General features: G+C 30.0%; 15 protein-coding genes. 11 read left to right on the top strand and 4 right to left on the bottom strand.

Features of this window, described 5'->3' with window-relative positions; translation table 11 throughout:
- Nucleotides 1–96: 96 nt before the first annotated feature.
- A complete protein-coding gene (locus SHK09_RS02060; protein WP_319809108.1) occupies nt 97–3,129 on the bottom strand; it encodes a PEP/pyruvate-binding domain-containing protein in 3,033 nt (1,010 codons plus the stop codon).
- 114 nt (nt 3,130–3,243) lie between these two features.
- Entirely contained in the window at nt 3,244–4,587 is a 1,344-nt protein-coding gene (gene gdhA / locus SHK09_RS02055) for an NADP-specific glutamate dehydrogenase (RefSeq protein ID WP_319809107.1), read from the bottom strand.
- Between the two features lie 209 nt (nt 4,588–4,796).
- Between gdhA and pheS the strand changes: the two genes are divergently transcribed.
- The 8 genes from pheS to SHK09_RS02015 all read left to right on the top strand — a co-directional run bounded on the left by pheS (nt 4,797) and on the right by SHK09_RS02015 (nt 13,674).
- Nucleotides 4,797–5,816, top strand: coding sequence for a phenylalanine--tRNA ligase subunit alpha (pheS, locus tag SHK09_RS02050; protein ID WP_319809106.1), 1,020 nt, complete (start codon nt 4,797–4,799; stop codon nt 5,814–5,816).
- Nucleotides 5,817–5,915: 99 nt separating this feature from the next.
- A complete protein-coding gene (locus tag SHK09_RS02045; RefSeq protein WP_319809105.1) occupies nt 5,916–6,173 on the top strand; it encodes a hypothetical protein in 258 nt (85 codons plus the stop codon).
- Nucleotides 6,174–6,422: 249 nt separating this feature from the next.
- The gene (locus tag SHK09_RS02040) at nt 6,423–6,926 is read left to right on the top strand and encodes a transcriptional regulator (RefSeq protein WP_319809104.1); all 504 of its coding nucleotides are present in this window, start codon (nt 6,423–6,425) and stop codon (nt 6,924–6,926) included.
- A 13-nt stretch (nt 6,927–6,939) separates the two neighbouring features.
- Nucleotides 6,940–8,073: an efflux RND transporter periplasmic adaptor subunit gene (locus SHK09_RS02035; RefSeq protein ID WP_319809103.1), complete on the top strand. Its 1,134-nt coding sequence runs from the start codon at nt 6,940–6,942 to the stop codon at nt 8,071–8,073.
- Between the two features lie 22 nt (nt 8,074–8,095).
- The gene (locus SHK09_RS02030) at nt 8,096–11,239 is read left to right on the top strand and encodes an efflux RND transporter permease subunit (RefSeq protein WP_319809102.1); all 3,144 of its coding nucleotides are present in this window, start codon (nt 8,096–8,098) and stop codon (nt 11,237–11,239) included.
- 4 nt (nt 11,240–11,243) lie between these two features.
- Nucleotides 11,244–12,662 (top strand): efflux transporter outer membrane subunit, encoded by a 1,419-nt coding sequence (locus SHK09_RS02025; RefSeq protein ID WP_319809101.1) that lies wholly within the window; start codon nt 11,244–11,246, stop codon nt 12,660–12,662.
- A gap of 10 nt (nt 12,663–12,672) precedes the next feature.
- Nucleotides 12,673–13,269, top strand: a complete 597-nt coding sequence (locus SHK09_RS02020; protein WP_319809100.1) for a TetR/AcrR family transcriptional regulator — start codon at nt 12,673–12,675, stop codon at nt 13,267–13,269.
- Nucleotides 13,270–13,278: 9 nt separating this feature from the next.
- Nucleotides 13,279–13,674 carry a hypothetical protein gene (locus SHK09_RS02015; RefSeq protein ID WP_319809099.1) on the top strand — a complete coding sequence of 132 codons (396 nt, stop codon included), beginning with the start codon at nt 13,279–13,281 and terminating at the stop codon, nt 13,672–13,674.
- 287 nt (nt 13,675–13,961) lie between these two features.
- On the opposite strand, the gene SHK09_RS02010 is transcribed toward SHK09_RS02015, so the two are convergent.
- Entirely contained in the window at nt 13,962–14,279 is a 318-nt protein-coding gene (locus tag SHK09_RS02010) for a GIY-YIG nuclease family protein (protein WP_319809098.1), read from the bottom strand.
- A gap of 1,002 nt (nt 14,280–15,281) precedes the next feature.
- Entirely contained in the window at nt 15,282–16,757 is a 1,476-nt protein-coding gene (locus tag SHK09_RS02005) for a Na+/H+ antiporter NhaC family protein (RefSeq protein WP_319809097.1), read from the bottom strand.
- A gap of 149 nt (nt 16,758–16,906) precedes the next feature.
- Between SHK09_RS02005 and SHK09_RS02000 the strand changes: the two genes are divergently transcribed.
- The 3 genes from SHK09_RS02000 (at nt 16,907) to SHK09_RS01990 (ending at nt 19,350) form a co-directional block, all read left to right on the top strand.
- Nucleotides 16,907–17,620, top strand: a complete 714-nt coding sequence (locus SHK09_RS02000) for a hypothetical protein (protein ID WP_319809096.1) — start codon at nt 16,907–16,909, stop codon at nt 17,618–17,620.
- A gap of 217 nt (nt 17,621–17,837) precedes the next feature.
- Nucleotides 17,838–18,665 (top strand): sensor histidine kinase, encoded by an 828-nt coding sequence (locus SHK09_RS01995; protein ID WP_319809095.1) that lies wholly within the window; start codon nt 17,838–17,840, stop codon nt 18,663–18,665.
- Nucleotides 18,655–19,350 carry a LytTR family DNA-binding domain-containing protein gene (locus tag SHK09_RS01990; protein ID WP_319809094.1) on the top strand — a complete coding sequence of 232 codons (696 nt, stop codon included), beginning with the start codon at nt 18,655–18,657 and terminating at the stop codon, nt 19,348–19,350. The genes SHK09_RS01995 and SHK09_RS01990 overlap by 11 nt, the downstream gene beginning before the upstream one ends.
- Nucleotides 19,351–19,358: the final 8 nt, after the last annotated feature.

The following is a 19,358-nucleotide window of genomic DNA, read 5'->3' as shown; positions in this document are numbered from 1 at the left end:
CCGTGTTTTTTTCGATTTAACAAAAAAATAATCCTTTTTTACGAATGTGAAATGTATTTAAATATTTAAAGGATGTTTTTTAACGTATACCTATTTCTACATAAATCCCTCAGGCGGTAATTCTTCATCTGTATTTTCTTCATTTGTATAAATATCTTTCAAAGAAATACCTGCTTTAAAAATTGCAGCTTTATTATTTACACCATCAACAATAGCTGTAAGTGGTTTTTTAAAAGAAATATGTCTTAAATAAGTATCTTCAAAGACAGCTTCTTGTTCATTTAAATAATCTACATCAAAAAAACCATCTTTTACAAAAGGGTTTATAGTTAAATAACCCACTTTAAATGAGGTTAAATTTTGAAAAAAATGAGTTCCTTGACTTGGATCTATTCTAAAATCATTTAAACCAGATTCTACAATTATTTTTGCTGCAGAAATTTGAGACCAAAGTACAGGTATTCCTAACCAAGAATCACTTGAACCCCAACGCCCAGGACCTACCAAAATATAAGGTTTATCTGCTGCTACAAATTTTTTATTAATGGCTTCTACTGCCTCTGCTATTTCTCTTGTATTAGCAGAGTTAAACGTTTGAGGTTTTACGTAAACAAGATCGCAAATGTTTTCATATTTCCCATTTCCTAATGCAGATTCAGAATAAATTATGGTGTCTGAAATTTCTAAATTTTCAGGCAATTTACATACCGTTTCTACACTTTCTACAATAGGTCTTATTTGTAAAAAACTAAATTCTTTTGGTTTTCCTAACGGAACATCTAACTTTACAGCAAATTCTATTTCTATTGGATTTCTCATTTCTCGTTGTCCAATTCGTAATAGTTCTTTTAAAATTTCTGGCAACGGAAAAGTGTTATATTTTAAAATATTATCGAATGTAATTACACGAATTCCATCATGCATAACACCAGGTCTAATCATGTTATTTTGTATGTCGTAGGTTGATGCTACAAACTTTAAAGAACCATGTTTTTCTGCTTTTCTAATTGTTATTTTCTTTTTATTAATTGCTTCTGATGTTGATGTTTTATAACTATCTGGATCTACATCTAAACCATAAAAATATTGCTGTGTGTCTCTTTGAGTTGAACCTGGCGAAGATAATTGCAACACTTTTTTAGGGTGATATGGTGAAAAACGTAAAGATTGCCCTCCGCCTACAATTATCTCACCTAAACCTAAAGCAATATTAGCAATTCCTTCATTTGCTTTTTCTTCTCCTATTGGATAAAAATTAATAGAACGTGCTACGCCAGATATATTTGGGTAATACACATCTTTGTATTGTTTACCTGTAACTTCTTGTAAAATTACAGCCATTTTATCTTCTTCTATAGTATGCGATACCGCTTTTAAATATAATTTACTGTTTGTAAAAAAAGAAGATGCCATAACAGATTTTATGGCGTTAGAAACCATTTCAACTTTTTTATCGATTTCAGAATCTGGAATCATATATGTTGAAAAAACACCTGCAAAAGGCTGATAACTAGAGTCTTCTAAGATACTCGAAGACCTAACAGCAATTGGACATTTAGTGGTTTTTAAAAATGCTTTAATATCTTCTAAAGCCCATTCTGGTAAGTCTTTTGAAATAAATTCGTTTAATATTTTATTATCATCAGAACATTCTGCAACAAATTTAATTAGCTTGTGCGTATCTATAAATTGATCAAAAACATCTGTACTTATTACAACCGTTCTTGGTATTGTTATACTTACATCTTCATATTTATTATATAAATTATTTCGCTTTAAAAAGGAATCTATAAAAGCTAAACCTCTTCCTTTTCCTCCTAAAGCTCCTTCTCCTATTCTTGCAAAACCAACAAATTCATCGTATTTAAGTTTGTTAAATTTTACAATTACACCTCTAGATCTATATATTTTATATAATTTAATAGAGCTACTTAAAAACTCTCTTATTTGATTGTTGTTCTCAAAATCGTTATATTCTATTGTGCTTAATAAATCTCCTAAAGGAAAAAGTGCTCTAGATTTTAACCATTTAGAAAACTCGCTTCTTGTTGCATGATACATTAAACAATCTTCTGTAACAATTTTTATTGCTTTTTGAAATTCGCTTAAATCTTTAACTGTTGCTAAGACTTTCATTTGCGTTGGATCCCAAAATTCGAAGTCGCCAAAAGCAAAGTATTTTACAATATAATTTCTTATATCTACCCCTAATGTTTCTGAATGTTTGTATAAAAATTTTCCTTTAAGTTCTAAAGCTCGTTTTTCATTATTTGCATCAGAAGATTGAATTAAAAACGGAAAATAACGTTTGTAATTTCTTACATAATTTAAGAATAAGAATCCTGCCTCTTCATTTCTTACTCCGTCTTTATAATAATTAACATCAGATATTACACCTAATAAATTATCTCTATACGCATCAAATAAATGTATACCTTCTTCATAAGTTGTAGCCAATAAAATTTTTGGTCTTCCTCTCATTAGCAACATTTTTCGTTGCTCATTTAACCCTTCAGACATTATTTGTTGGGTTTGTTTAAGGATCACTTTATAAATAAGTGGAATGTATCTTGAATAAAATTTAAGCGAGTCTTCTACCAACAAAATTGCTTTTACACCAACACCGTTAATATCAACTTCGGCATTCATTCTGTCTTCGGTTAACTTTATGATCGCTAAAAATATGTCTGCATTTCCATTCCAATGAAAAACAAAATCTATAATACCTGTGTTTCCTTTTTGTAGCTTACTTCTTAATTGTGATGAATGATGACTTAATGCTGCAATTGGTACATTAGGAAAGGCTTCTTTAATTATTTTTGATGTTTCAAATGCTTTATAATTACCAATATCTAGCCAAGTGATAACGATATCTATTTTATGAGAATTCATCATTTTAAGAGCCCTTCTTGCAGAATTTGCATGAACAAAATTTGGCGGATACCTTAAATTTAATGAGGTGTATTCATTAAAAATTCGCTCTTCAATTCTACCATCTTCTTCAAGCATGTAAAAATCGTAGTTAGAACAAACTATTAATACCTGATTAATTCTTTTTTTCATTAACTTATCGAAAGTAACTTCTTTAAATGCGTAAGATTTTAAGCTATCTATTATATTATCTTTCATATTAGTTTTATTGTTTAATAACACACAATATATAAATTTTAGTTTCTAAAAATTTAAAAATAAAAAAAAGCGCATCAAAAATGATGCGCTTTTTTATTTTAATATGGTTTTTATTTACACAACACCTTGATCTAACATAGCATCTGCAACTTTTACGAAACCAGCAATATTTGCTCCTTTTACGTAATCTACATAACCATCTGCTTCTGTACCATAAGCAACACAAGATGTGTGAATATCGTTCATAATAGCTTTTAATTTAGCGTCAACCTCTTCTCTTGTCCAGTTATAACGTAATGAGTTTTGGCTCATTTCTAAACCTGAAGTTGCTACACCACCTGCATTAGATGCTTTTCCTGGTGCAAATAAGATTTTTGCATTCTGAAAAACTTCAACAGCTTCTGGTGTAGAAGGCATGTTTGCTCCTTCTGCAACACAAATTGTTCCGTTTGCAACTAATATTTTTGCTTCTTCGCCGTTTAACTCATTCTGAGTTGCACATGGTAAAGCTACATCACATTTAACACTCCAAGGTCTTTCACCTTTAAAGAATTTAGCGTTAGGATATTTTGTTACATATTCGCTAATTCTAGCTCTACGAACATTTTTAATTTCCATAACATGTGCTAATTTATGAGCATCAATTCCGTCTGCATCATAAATATATCCTGAAGAATCTGATAAAGTAACTACTTTAGCTCCTAATTCAGTTGCTTTTTCAGTAGCATATTGTGCAACGTTTCCAGAACCAGAAACCACAACCGTTTTACCTTCAAAAGAATCTCCTTTTACTTTTAACATGTTTTCGGCAAAATAAACATCACCGTAACCTGTTGCTTCTGGTCTAATTAAAGAACCACCCCAAGAAGCACCTTTACCAGTTAAAACGCCAACAAACTCGTTACGTAATTTTTTATATTGACCAAACATAAAGCCTATTTCTCTTCCTCCAACACCAATATCTCCAGCAGGAACATCTGTATTAGCTCCAATATGACGAAATAATTCAGACATAAAAGATTGACAAAAAGCCATTACTTCTCTATCTGATTTTCCTTTTGGATTGAAATCTGAACCTCCTTTTCCTCCACCCATTGGTAAAGTTGTTAGTGAGTTTTTAAAAACTTGTTCGAACCCTAAGAATTTTAAGATGGATAAGTTTACAGATGGATGAAAACGTAAACCACCTTTGTAAGGTCCAATAGCAGAATTAAACTCTACTCTGTAACCTCTGTTTACTTGTGTTTCTCCTTTATCATCTACCCAAGCAACTCTAAACATTAAAGTTCTTTCTGGCTCGACCATTCTTTCTAACAATTTTTTCCCTTGGTACTTAGAATTGTTTTCAATAAATGGAATTACAGTTTCTGCAACTTCATGTACAGCTTGTAAAAATTCTGGCTCGTTTAAATTACGTTCATTTACGTAATTCATAAAAGCATTTATTTTAGATTCCATAATTTTTAATGTTATTTTTTATGAATTTAATAAAAATTTAAAGGCACAAAGATAGTTAATTTATGAATTCACAAATAAGAAAAGTAAATTTATTTATTCTCTACATTCCCTTATTTCAATCGATTTCGGAAGCTGTTATTGTTTTCTTAACTTTAGTCTAAGAAAACTCTATAAAAAACACTAAATTTGTACCTTAATTTTACCCAAGAATGTTAGATAAAGTAAAAGAGCTTATTGGTGATGTAAAAGCATTTAATGCTACAACCAAAGATGAAGTAGAAACATTTAGAATTAAATATTTAGGAAGCAAAGGTTTGCTAAAGGATCTTTTTGCTGAATTTAAAAATGTAGATGCAGCATTACGTAAAGATTTTGGACAAGCCTTAAACAACTTAAAAAAATCTGCAGAAGGTAAAGTTGCCGAATTAAGTGAGTCTTTAGATAACTCTACAAGTCAGAAATCTTTTTACGGTGATTTAACACGTCCTTCCGAGCCAATTGAGTTAGGTTCTCGTCATCCAATTTCATTAGTTAAAAACCAAATTATTGAAGTTTTTAATAGAATTGGTTTTACGGTATCTGAAGGCCCAGAGATTGAAGATGATTGGCATAACTTTACTGCCTTAAATTTACCCGAATATCATCCTGCAAGAGATATGCAAGACACGTTCTTTATAGAACAAGATCCAGATATTTTATTAAGAACACATACTTCTTCTGTACAAGTACGTTATATGGAAGAAAATAAACCACCTATAAGAACAATTTCTCCGGGAAGAGTTTTTAGAAATGAAGATATTTCTGCAAGAGCACATTGTATTTTTCATCAAGTAGAAGGTTTATATATAGATACAGATGTTTCTTTTGCCGATTTAAAACAAACCCTTTTATACTTTACAAAAGAGATGTTTGGTAAATCTAAAATTAGATTACGTCCTTCTTATTTCCCATTTACAGAGCCAAGTGCAGAAGTAGATATTTATTGGGGATTAGAAACAGAAACCGATTATAGAATTACAAAAGGTACTGGTTGGTTAGAAATTATGGGATGTGGTATGGTAGATCCTAATGTATTAAAAAATGCTAATATAGATCCTACTAAATACTCTGGTTATGCTTTTGGTATGGGAATAGAACGTATTGCAATGTTACTATATCAAATACCAGATATTAGAATGTTTTATGAAAACGACAAGCGTTTCTTAGAACAATTTAAATCTGTCTTATAAGAAACTATACTCACTTTTTCGAAAAGTATATTTTAAGAATAGTATTTGTTAACATATTAACAAAAGAGTAAAAATAATTTTAATAAAATAATTTATATAATGAACTATTTTACACAATTTTGGGACGAAGAAAGAGATGATGAAAATGCAAGCTGGGGAACTTCTACTTGGTATTTTGAAACAAATGAGGCAGACGAAGTTATAAAACAAATTACTATTTATAAAAACGAAAAGGTTTTTAAGTATAGTGAAGATAATTTAGAAGATGAATTTGGTGGTTTATGTGAAGGACCATTAACTATTGATGACTGTGATGGAGAAGAAATTTCTAAAGAAGATTTTTATAAAATCTGGTAATTTTATCAATATTAAAACAAGATTAAAATAGCGTTATACCTAATAATTCTCTTTAGATAAACAACAATAACACTATTAAAATACATTTTACTTACACTATTTAAAGCCGATATTTCTATCGGCTTTTTCCTTTAACAATAAATTAACTTCGATTAGTTCGGTTTGTTCCGAACCAATAATATATCTTTGCAAAGAATTTACTGTGAATGAAAAATAATTTTTCGAAAAAACAGTTGTAAAGTAATTAAAATGAAAGAAGAAATCTGCAAAGAAAAAATGGGCTTAGTTGAAAAACTAGGTGTGCATTTAGAAGATAGAGAGCAACTAGCTCCTGTTGCAGCCCGTATTTTAGCTTATATAATACTTACAGGTAAAAAAGGAACCACCTTCGAAGACATGGTCACTATCCTTTGTGCAAGTAAGAGTACAATTTCTACACACCTTAAACATTTACAGGATTTACATAAAATTGTGTACTTCACAAAAACAGGAGATCGTAAAAAGTATTTTATTCTAAATAAAGATATGGTTGTTCATCATATAGACAATATGATACATAAATGGGAGGAAGAGCGTGAAATGCATCTAGAAATTAAGAACTACAAAGAAAGTATAAACAATAATAAAATTGAAAACGAAAGTGAAAAATTCGATTTGAATTTTCATGACGATTATATAAAATTTATAGATGGCGCAACAGCCTCTATAGAAGAATTAAGAACAAAATTAGCCAATAATAAATTCGATATTTAAATTAAGATCAAAAATGAAAAACAATAAATTATTAATATTAGTAGCACTAAGTCTTTTTTTAGTGATTGTAAGTTGCGCCAAAAATGAAAAACAAGCAGCAACAGCGGTAAAAGGACCAGCTCCTTCTTTTCCAGTAGTTACCATGCAAACTAAAACGGTAACAGGTTTTAAAGAATACCCAACAAGTATAGAAGGTGTAGTAAATAGTGCAGTAAGAGCAAAAGTTTCTGGTTACATTCAAAAAGTAATGGTAGACGAAGGTGAGAAAGTACGAAAAGGACAAATATTATTTAGACTAGAAACACAGTCTTTAAGTCAAGATGCTGGTGCAGCAAAAGCACGCGTTAATGTAGCACAAGTAGAAGTAAATAAATTAGTACCATTAGTAGAAAAAAACATTATAAGTGCTGTACAATTAGAAACTGCTAAAGCAAATTTAGCACAAGCTAAAGCAAACTATAGTAGTGTTTCTGCAAGTATAAGCTACGGAACAATAAGAAGCCAAGTAGATGGTTATGTTGGTGCTATTAATTTTAGAGAAGGTGCATTAGTTAGTCCTGCAGACCCAAATCCTTTAACAACTGTTAGTAATATTAGTAAAGTCTATGCTTTTTTTAGTTTAAATGAAAGTCAGTATTTAGACTTTTTACAAAATTCTGAAGGAAAAAACTTAAAAGAAAAATTAGCGAATTATTCTGCAATCAATTTAATTTTAGCAAACGGAAGTACATTTTCTGAAAAAGGTAAAATTGAAACAAGTACAGGACAAGTTAATAAAAGTACCGGTACTGTTAGTTTAAGAGCCGTTTTTAACAATCCGAACCAATTATTAACAAATGGTAATAGTGGTAAAATTCAAATTCCAACTGTTTACGAAAACGCTATTGTTGTTCCACAGCAAGCAACTTACGAACAACAAGGAAACATTATGTTATTTAAGTTAGGTGAAGATAATAAGATTACAGCTTCTATTGTTAAGGTAAAAGCAACTGTAGGCAATCTTTATGTTGTAGCAAGTGGACTCTCTTTAAAAGATAAAATTATAGTATCTGGTGTTGGAAAATTAAGAAATGGTATGGCTATTTCACCTAAAGAAACCTCTTTCGAAGAAGCACTTACACCAGTAGCAACTTTATTTAAAAACTAGTAACTAATAAATATACTTAGTCATGTTAAAAACATTTATTGAAAGACCAGTGCTTTCAACAGTAATCTCCATTATCATAGTTATATTAGGAGTTATAAGCATAACAGGATTGCCTATAGAAGAGTATCCTGATATTGCACCGCCAACCATAAAAGTAATTGCTAATTATCCTGGTGCCAATGCAGAAACGGTATTAGAAAGTGTTATTGTACCAATAGAAGAGCAAATTAACGGTGTAGAAGGGATGACGTATATTACGTCTACCGCATCAAATACAGGATCCGCAGAAATTACTGTTTATTTTAATCAAGAAATAGATGCTGATATTGCTGCAGTAAACGTTCAAAACCGTGTAGCAAGAGCAACACCTTTGTTACCTCAAGAGGTTATTCAAACTGGTGTAACAACTCAAAAGCAAGAAACAAGTGCTTTAATGTTTATATCTATGTATTCTGAAAGCGACAATTACGATGCTACATTTATTCAGAATTACTTAAAAATAAACGTTATTCCTGCAATACAACGTATTAGTGGTGTTGGAGATGTTAGTGTATTCTCTCAGCAAGATTATGCAATGCGTATTTGGTTAAAACCAGAAAAGTTAGCTGCTTATAAATTAATTCCTTCAGATATTACTGCGGCATTAAAAGAACAAAACTTAGAAGCAGCAGCAGGATCTTTAGGTCAGAATAATGGTGAAGCATTTTCATATACACTAACATATAGTGGTCGTTTTAAAGAAGAAAAGCAATATGAAGATGTTGTTATAAAAGCTTTGGGGGACGGAGAATTTTTACGCTTAAGTGATGTAGCAACTATTGAGTTAGATGCACAATCATATGCATCTAATGCAATGAGTAAAGGAAACCCTGCCGTTTTTATGGGTATTTTTCAAACAAAAGGATCTAATGCAAGAGAAATTATTGAAAATATTAAAACAACTTTAGAAGCTGTTAAAAAAGACTTACCAGAAGGGTTAGATGTATTTGTACCATATGATACAAGTTTGTTTTTAAATGCCTCAATAGAAAAAGTAATTAGTACATTATTAGAAGCCTTTTTATTGGTGTTCTTAGTGGTATTTATTTTCTTACAAGATTTTCGTTCTACCTTAATTCCTGCAATTGCAGTACCAGTTTCTATTATTGGTACTTTCTTTTTCTTAAATGTCTTTGGGTACTCTATTAACTTGTTAACATTGTTTGCGTTAGTACTTGCAATTGGTATTGTGGTAGATGATGCTATTGTAGTTGTAGAAGCAGTACATGCAAAGTTAGATGAAGGTGAGAAAGATCCTAAAAAAGCTACGTTAACTGCCATGAATGAAATTTCTGGAGCAATTATATCTATTACCTTGGTAATGGCAGCGGTATTTATTCCGGTAACTTTTATATCTGGACCAACAGGAGTTTTTTATGAGCAATTTGGAGTTACTTTAATTATTGCAATTCTTATTTCTGCAGTTAATGCTTTAACTTTAAGTCCGGCTTTATGTGCTTTATTATTAAAACCACATAAAGAAGACGAAGAATTAAAAGGTAAAAGTCCTTTAAAACGTTTTTACACATTATTTAACCGTGGTTTTAACGCTACAGTAGAACGTTATGGAAAATCGTTACACTTCTTATACAAAAGAAAATGGGTGCCTGTTTTATTATTAGCTTTAGCTATTGTAGGTATTTTCTGGGCATCAGAAAAAACACCAACAGGGTTTGTACCTAATGAAGATAGAGGAATTATTTTTGCTAATATAGAATTACCAGCAGGTTCTTCTTTAGATAGAACCAATGCTGTTGCGAAAGATTTATATGGAAAAATAAATGGAATAGAAGGTGTTGTAGCAGTTAACTTTATTAAAGGTAGAAGTTTAATTAGTGGAGCTGGTAGTAATTACGGTTTTGGTATTATAAAATTAGCAGATTGGAGCGAACGAAAAGATCCATCAACTTCTGTACAAGCAATTACAGGTAAGCTATTTGGCGTTGTAGCAGGAATACCAGAAGCAAATATAATTTTCTTCTCACCGCCAAGTATTCGTGGTTTTGGTAATTCAGCTGGTTTTGAAGTAAATTTATTAGATAAATTTGGAGGTAAATTTAAAGACTTAGATAAAGCAAATAAAGAATTTGCAATGGCTTTAATGGCACATCCAGAAGTAAAATATGCACAATCTTCTTTCAACACAAATTACCCACAATATGAAATGAATATTAATGTGCCTTTAGCAAAAGAAAAAGGAGTGCCTATTAATAGTATTTTCTCAACATTACAAGGTTATATTGGTGGTGTATATGCTTCAGATTTCTCTAAATTCGGAAAACAATTTAGAGTATATATTCAAGCTTTACCAGATGATAGAGCAACGGTAGATGATTTAAATAGCATGTATGTAAGAACAAACTCTGGCGAAATGACGCCAATTACACAGTTTGTAAAATTAGAGCGTGTATATGGGCCACAATCGGTAACCCGTTTCAACTTATTTAACTCTACAACTATTACAGGTGCTACAAACGATGGTTTTAGTACTGGAGATGCTATTAGGGTTATTGAAGAAGAAGTTGCAAAGTTACCAAGTAACTATACCATTGCATATTCTGGTTTAACAAGAGAAGAAGTAAGTGCAGGTAACCAGACAGCATTCATTTTTGCATTAAGTATTCTATTTGTATACTTTTTATTAAGTGCACAATACGAAAGTTACTTATTACCATTTGCAGTAGTATTATCACTTCCGTTTGGTGTATTCGGAGCTTATATTAGTACCTATTTCTTCGGATTAGAAAATAATATATACTTTCAAATTGCCTTAATTATGTTAATTGGTCTGCTCGCCAAGAACGCTATTTTAATTGTGGAGTTTGCATTGCAGAGACGTAAAAATGGAGAAAGTATTGTAGATGCAGCCATAGACGGAGCAAAATCACGTTTACGTCCTATTTTAATGACCTCATTTGCCTTTATTCTTGGTTTAATGCCATTAGTATTAGCAAAAGGAGTTGGGTCTGAAGGAAACAATTCTATTGGAACAGGTGCTGTTGGAGGAATGTTAATAGGAACTATTTTAGGAGTCTTTATAATTCCGATACTATTTATCTTATTTCAATGGTTACAAGAAAAAGTTTCTAGTAAACCAGCAGTTATTTCTCAACAAAATGAAGATTAATTATATGAAATCAATACTAAAAAATACGAGTCTTCAAAAAGGACTAGTTATGGCAATAATGGCTTTTACATTACAGAGTTGTTTTGTTGCCAAAGATTATACAAGACCAGAGGTTACAGAAACCGAAAACTTGTACAGAACAGATAATTTGCCATCAGATAGTATATCTATGGCAGATGTATCTTGGAAAACGTTGTTTACAGATACCTATTTGCAGCAATACATAACAGAAGGATTGCAAAACAATATGGATATTCGAATTGCAATTCAACAAATAGTTGCAGCAGAAGCATATGCAAAACAAGGTAAAGCAGGTTATTTACCTTCTTTAAGTGTTGGTCCTAATCTAACACATCAAGAATTATCTAAAAACACCCAATTCGGAGCATTTTTAACAGATACTTCTACAGATCAATGGGATATTACAGCTTCACTTTCTTGGGAAGCAGATATTTGGGGAAAAATACGTAGTAATAAACGTGCAACACAAGCTGTTTATTTACAAAGTGTTGCTGGCCATCAGGTAGTAAAAACGCAATTAATTTCTAGCATTGCTGCTACTTACTACAGTATTTTAGCTTTAGATGCGCAATTAGAAATTACAAAAACATCTATTACAACAAGAAAAAAAGGAGTAGAAACTATTAAAGCTTTAAAAGAAGCGGGGTTAACAAATCAGGTTGCAGTAGATCAAAATATTGCACAATATAATAATGCAAAAGCATTAGAAGTAGATTTAGAAGTTGCACTTTTTAAAGCAGAAAATACATTAAGTATTTTATTAGGTAAAACACCTCAACAGATTAATAGAAGTACTTTAGATAACCAAACTATAAATTCTGAAATTAAATTAGGTGTTGCTTCTCAATTGTTAAGTAATAGACCAGATGTTATAGCTGCAGAATATGGCTTAATTAACGCGTTCGAACTAACAAATGTTGCAAGAAGTAGTTTATACCCTTCTTTTACATTAACTGCTTCTGGCGGATTGCAAAGTTTAGAATTAGATAAGTTATTTAACGCAAACTCATTATTTGCAAATATTGTTGGTGGTTTAACACAACCTATTTTTAATAAACGAAAATTAAAAACACAAAAAGAAGTTGCCATTGCACAACAAGAACAAGCACTTTTAAAGTTTAAAAAAACATTGTTAGTTGCTGGTAACGAAGTTTCTAATGCGTTGTATTCTTACAATTCTGAAAATAAAAAATATGTATTCTTAAAAAATGAAGTGGAAGCTTTGCGAAAAGCAGAAGCAAATTCTGAAGAATTATTAAAAAACGGATATGCAACTTATTTAGACTTATTAACAGCTAGACAAAGTGCTTTAAGTTCAGAAATTAAAGTTATTGGTAGCAGATTACAACAATTACAATCTGTTGTTAATTTATACGAAGCACTTGGTGGTGGTTTAAAATAAATAATTAAAAATGGTTAGTAAACAAGAACTTTTAGAATGTTCTATTACAAACTTTATCAAGTTTGGGAGCAAGCGTTTTTCTATGAACGAACTTGCTTCTGAACTTGGTATTTCTAAAAAAACCATTTATAAACACTTTAAAAATAAAGACGAATTAGTTTCTAAAGGTATTCGTTTTATTATTGATAAGTTTCTACACGAAGTAGATAAAATTCTAAAAAACACAGAAGATCCTATAGAAAGAGTGCTCTTAATTCAGAAAAATAGTTTTCTATATTTAAACTATTTTAAACCTTCGTTCTTATACGGAATTAAGAAATATTACCATAATGCAGATGTTATCTTCGATAATTTTAAAGTCGGTTTTGTAAAGAGTACTTTAAAACCTTTACTTGAAGAGGCTATAGAAAAAGAGTATCTTTGCAAAAAATTAAATTCAGATTTATTTTGTTATTTGTACTTTACAAATCTTAAGAATTTAGTTTTTGAACCAAAAAATCTTTTTGATATTTATAGTGTAGATCTTGTTTTCGAACATCTAATTGTAAACAATTTAAAAGGCTTTATCACTCAAAAATACAAAGACACCAGTAAATTATTTTCTTAATTATTTTTTATGAAAAAAGACATTCAAATACCAGAAGTTACAGACGTAGAAATGGCCGTTGTTTATGAATATAACGAGTTGTATAAAACAGATGATTGGAATGTTTATATTATTAATAATAAAAATGTAGATTTAGAAATGATGGTAATTGTTTCTCAGGGTTTTTCTGATACTAAAACAACTTCTTTGTTGCGTAAAAAATTAGACAAACTTCCCGCAAATTCTTTTGCTAAGATTGAATATATTCAACCAGAATTATTTAAATTAAGCAATCGTTTTCAGGTTTCTTTTTTTGAAGGAAACACATTACACGAAAAAACATTTTTCTTTAAAGAAAACACCGTTAAAGAAGGTGCTTTACGTGTGATTGATGAAATTAAGAAACGTGGTATTCTAGCTGAATAAAAAATATTTATTTTATACATTAAAAACCTCTTTAAGTTTTAAAACTTAAAGAGGTTTTTAATTTTAATACAGAATTAGAAAAGCTCCAAAATTGTCACTTCGACGTTAGGAGAAGTCACATAATAGTGATCCCGCAAAACCAAGCAGCAATATTTGTCATTTCGAAGTATTGAGAAATCTCATAACAATGATAAAACGACACCAACCAAACTTTATGTGATTTCTCCCAAAAAAAGGTCGAAATGACAAAACCGTGTGTACCAAAAACTGTGTGCAAAAAAAGATTTTCATTCAAATTCACTATTCAAAAAAGTAAAGGAAGGATTCATTTCCTTTATGAGTGCTAATTTTTTTTCACGCCTCCATTTTTTTAATTCTTTTTCTCTAGCAATAGCTAATTGAATCCAAGTATGTTTTTCATAATACACTAAAAACTCAATATTATATTTTGCAGCAAATGTTTTCTTCTTTTCTATAATGTTTGTTTTATGCTGTTGTAAACGTTCTTTTAAATTATTGGTTACTCCAATATAAAATGTGGAACGGTAGCTATTTGTAATTATGTAAACATAATAACTATGAAATCCTTTTTGTGGGTTGAGCATTTTGTTTTAAAGGTAAGAAAAAATATTTGTAGTAATTGTCATTTCGATGTTAGGAGAAGTAACATAACAGTGATAACACAAAACTGAACTACAATACTTGTCATTTCGAAGTATTGAGAAATCGCATAACAGTGATAACACAACTCCAACCAAGCCTTATGTAATTTCTCCCAAAAAAAAGTCGAAATGACAAAACTGTGTACCAAAAACTGGACGCAAAAGAAACCCTAACAATTGTCACTTCGACGTTAGGAGAAGTCGCATAACAGTGATAACGCAAAACTGAACCACAATACTTGTCATTTCGAAGTATTGAGAAATCACATAACAGTGATAACACAGCACCACCCAAAATTTATGTGATTTCTCAATCGCTAAAAAGCTCATTTCGAAATGACAAACTGTATGTGCCAAAAACTGAACACAAAAGAAACCCTAACAATTGTCACTTCGACGTTAGGAGAAGTCGCATAACAGTGATAACGCAAAACTGAACTACAATACTTGTCATTTCGAAGTATTGAGAAATCACATAACAGTGATAACACAACTCCAACCAAGCCTTATGTAATTTCTCCCAAAAAAAAAGTCGAAATGACAAAACTGTGTACCAAAAACTGGACGCAAAAGAAACCCTAACAATTGTCACTTCGACGTTAGGAGAAGTCGCATAACAGTGATAACGCAAAACTGAACCACAATACTTGTCACTTCGAAGTATTGAGAAATCGCATAACAGTGATAACACAGCACCACCCAAGCCTTATGTGATTTCTCCCAAAAAAAGGTCGAAATGACAAAACTGTGTGTAAAAATGCTTATTTATAAATGACAAGCTAAACTAAATAGCAATTTGTTTATAAATACGGCAGCGTTAGCGATTGAAACGGCATCCTTTTTGTTTTTCACAAAAAGATATAGTGGAAAGCGCGACCCTTGTGGTAACGCCCAAATTGTTATAACAAACAGATTGCTTCATTGGTTACTCATTCGTAAATAATATTATCCAAAAAAACCAATAACCAAATACATTATTACTGTAATTACACCACCAACTAAGGCGTAAGGTAATTGTGTTTTTACATGATCTATATGATCACTTGCGGATGCCATGGAAGAAATAATAGAAGTATCTGAAATTGGTGAACAATGGTCTCCAAAAATTCCGCCACCTAAAGTTGCTGCAACTATAATAGTTACATCAGAACCATGAATATTTGCCATTGGTATAGAAATTGCCAACATTATGGCAAAGGTTCCCCAAGAGGTTCCGGTAGAAAAAGCAATAAAAGAACTAATTATAAACACTACTGCAGGCAACAATTCTGGCGACAACCAATCTTTGGTAACATTGGCTACGTAAATTCCGGTTTCTAATTCTTTACAAGCGTCTCCAATAGCAAATGCTAACAACATTAATAAGGCTAATGGCATAAGTTCACTAATTCCTTTTAAAGTTAAGTTAACGGCTTCTTTAGGCTTCATAATTCCTTGTATAAAGTACATTGCCATGGCAACTAATAATGCCGTAATTACAGCATATAACACAGAGGAGGAACCAGAACCTTTACCAATTGCTTCTGAGGCATGATTAAAAAATGAGGTAGATTTTTCTACGGCACTCCAACCTGTATAAATTAAGTTTATGGGCATCATACAAACCATTACCAAAAGCGGTACAATCATATTATAGGCTTTTGCTTGAATGCCTTCTTTTGGGGGAAATGACGTAATTTCATCTGAAACCATTGGTTTAGAACCTTTGTTCATTAACTCGCCTGTTTCTTTGGTTCTCTTTTCGGCTTTTTTCATTGGTCCAAAATCTTTCTTTGTAAGGATAACAATAAACACAATTGCAATAGCTAATAAAGGGTAGAAATTATATTTTATAGATGCCATCATCATAGGAAAAGGTTTGTCTATTCCTTGTGTTAATAAAAGTCCCATTATAAAGGCTCCCCAAGCATTAAAGGGAATTAATATGGATGATGGCGCAGAACTAGAATCGGCTATATAGGCTAGTTTTTCTCTTGGAATGCCTAATTTATCGAAAATTGGTCTGTATAAAGTACCTACTGTTAGTGAGCTAATACTTGTTTCTACAAACAATAATAAACCGGTAAAGGTTGCCAAAACCTGAACCACTACTCTACTGTAACCCGATTTTTTATTTTCTGATTTTACTAATTTTCTGTTGATTATATTGATAAAACCTTCTACGCCTCTAGAGTATTGAATAAAAATTAACAACGCCCCCACCAACGCACTAAACATTATGGTTCTTGTATTTCCTTTCGATTGAAAAACGTTTACCATTCCTTCTATCATTGCTAAAGTTCCCGCAAGCGGATTAAAGCCTTCTATTATCAACCAAGAAAACCAAATACCGAATAACAAAGCAATGTATACTTGTTTGGTTTTTAAGGCTAAAATGATGGCAACAATTGGTGGTATTACTGAAAGAAATCCATATTCCATAGAAAAGTGTTTAGAATGTTAAAGGTAGCAATTTAGTTGGTTTTTAAAAATTTCTTTGTTTGACTGTAAAAAAACCATGTTTATCGAATATATTTATTTTTTCTTCGATTCATTCTTTGATTTGTAGAATAATCTATAAATTTAAAATTATGAAAACTAAAAATTTAATTTTTGCAATTTGTTTATTACTTTTCACATCTTGTGTCGTAAAATCTTTACATCCTTTTTATACAAAAGAAACAATATATTTTGATGAAAACTTTATTGGAAAATGGCAGGATAAGAAAGAAGGAAGTTGGAGAGTCATAAGATTTGGAAACATGTTATTTGCCGATAATGAAACAAATTTTGATTCACTTTTTACCAAAGGAAATTTAGATTTTAAAATAAAAATTAGAAGAAAAGAGTTAACAAAAGAAGACAAAAAACTATACTCAAAGTACAAAAATAGTTATTATATTCAAAGGGAATATAAAGACAAAAAAATTGTATTTGTAGCTACACCATTCAAAATTAACAACCAAACTTTTTTAGATTTTTTACCATTAGAACATCAAGATGATATTGATAATTTACTAGAGAGTCATTCTATTTATACACATAGTTTAGTTAAATATGATATTAAAAAAAATGGAGAGGTTGAAATAAAATGGTTAGATGAAGACAAAATTGAAGAACTTTTTAAGCAAAAGAATATTAAAATAAAGCATGAAATAGTTGGAGTGCTTGATAGTAAATATCTATTAACTGCAAGTTCATTGGAGCTACAGAAGTTTATAAAAAAATACATGGCTTCTAATGATGATGAAAAATGGAACACTTCAACAAAATTTACGTTAACGAAAACAAATGGCACAGATTAATATTTTTTTTAAAAGAACAAGTTTTCATAATATCTTTGTTTTTAACACTGTGTTATGGTTTTTTTCTTTTTTCATTTTGTTGTTTATTTTTTCGGACGATTTTTCTCCTTCTAAAATAGATTACTACTATACATTGTCTTTTCTTATTACCATAATAATTCCGGTAACAATAAATTTATATGTATTGATTCCTTACTTTCTTAAAAAGGAGAAGTACATGCAGTTTTGTCTTTTATTTATTCTAAATTTAGCTGTATTTACACAATTAAATAGTTTGTTTTTTAACTCTTTAATAGAAGGTGTTTTCTCTAATTATTACTTTATTTCTTATCATTCTAATATTAAAATAGGTTTTATTTTTGCTGCTTTTTTATCTGCTACGATGTTCATTAAACTTTCTGAAGATTGGTTATATTTAAATAAATTAGAAAACAACGCTTTAAAACTAGATAAACAAGAAGTAGAAAATCAATTATCTTCTTTAAAAGCACAAATAAATCCTCATTTTTTATTCAATTCTTTGAATGTTTTATATTCTTTATCTTTAGTTGATAAAGATAAAACTACAGATGCCATTTTACAACTTTCAGATATTTTAAGGTATGTTTTATATGATAATAACACTAAAAAAATTACTTTAAAAGAAGAAATTATTTTATTAAAAAAATACATCGATTTTCAAAAATCTAGACATAAAAAACCTAATATTAACTTTGATATACAAATTGATAATGAAGACTTCGAAATATACCCAATGTTACTACTTCCATTAATTGAGAATAGTTTTAAACATGGTATTAAAGGTGCAATTGAAAATACATTTATTAACATAAAAATGAAAAAAAATGAAAAAGAGTTTACCTTTTTTATTGAAAACAATCTTCCCGAAGTATCTTTAGTTCTTCTTAAAGAAGTTGGAGGATTAGGCTTAAAAAACATTCAACAAAACTTGGTGCTAATTTATCCAAATAAGCATTCTTTTTCTACAACTATCATTGATCAAAAATTTCAAGTTTCTCTAAAAATTAAAACAGATGAAAATTAATTGTTTAATTATTGATGATGAGCCTGCTGCACAATCAATTCTAAAAATATTTATAGAAAAAATTGATTTTTTATCTCTTGTAGCTATTTGTAATAATGCTGTAGAAGCTTTGTCTGAACTAAAATCGAATTCTGAAATAAATTTGCTTTTTTTAGATATTAATATGCCAAAAATATCTGGTTTATCATTTTATAAATCTTTACAAAACCCACCTTTTGTAATTTTTACAACAGCCTATCCAGAATACGCTGTAGATGGCTTTAATGTAAATGCCGCAGATTATTTATTAAAACCATTTTCTTTTGATCGTTTTTTTACTTCTATAAATAAAGTTGTAGATAAACTAAACGTAAAAACTACACTAACAACTTCAGAAGAATCTATTATAATTAAAGTAGATAAAAGGCTGCATAAAGTAACTATTTCGTCTATATTTTTCATAGAAGCTTTTGGCGATTATGTAAAAATTTATCTTGAGAATGAGTTTCTTTTAACCAATAATAGATTAAAAAACATCTTAACCCTTTTACCTAATAAAATGTTTGTACAAGTTCATAAAAGCTACGCTACAAACTTAAGAAAAGTAACTATTATTGAGGGAAATCAAATTCTAATAAATCAATATAAAATACCTATTGGTTTAAAATATAAATCAGAATTTTTAAATAAATTTAATAACGAATAGTATCTTTA

The organism is Polaribacter sp. PL03 (assembly GCF_033875165.1).
In the GTDB taxonomy this organism is placed as follows: domain Bacteria; phylum Bacteroidota; class Bacteroidia; order Flavobacteriales; family Flavobacteriaceae; genus Polaribacter.
The sequence above is the reverse complement of the archived record's forward strand: the minus strand, read 5'-3'. Positions and strand labels throughout refer to the sequence as shown.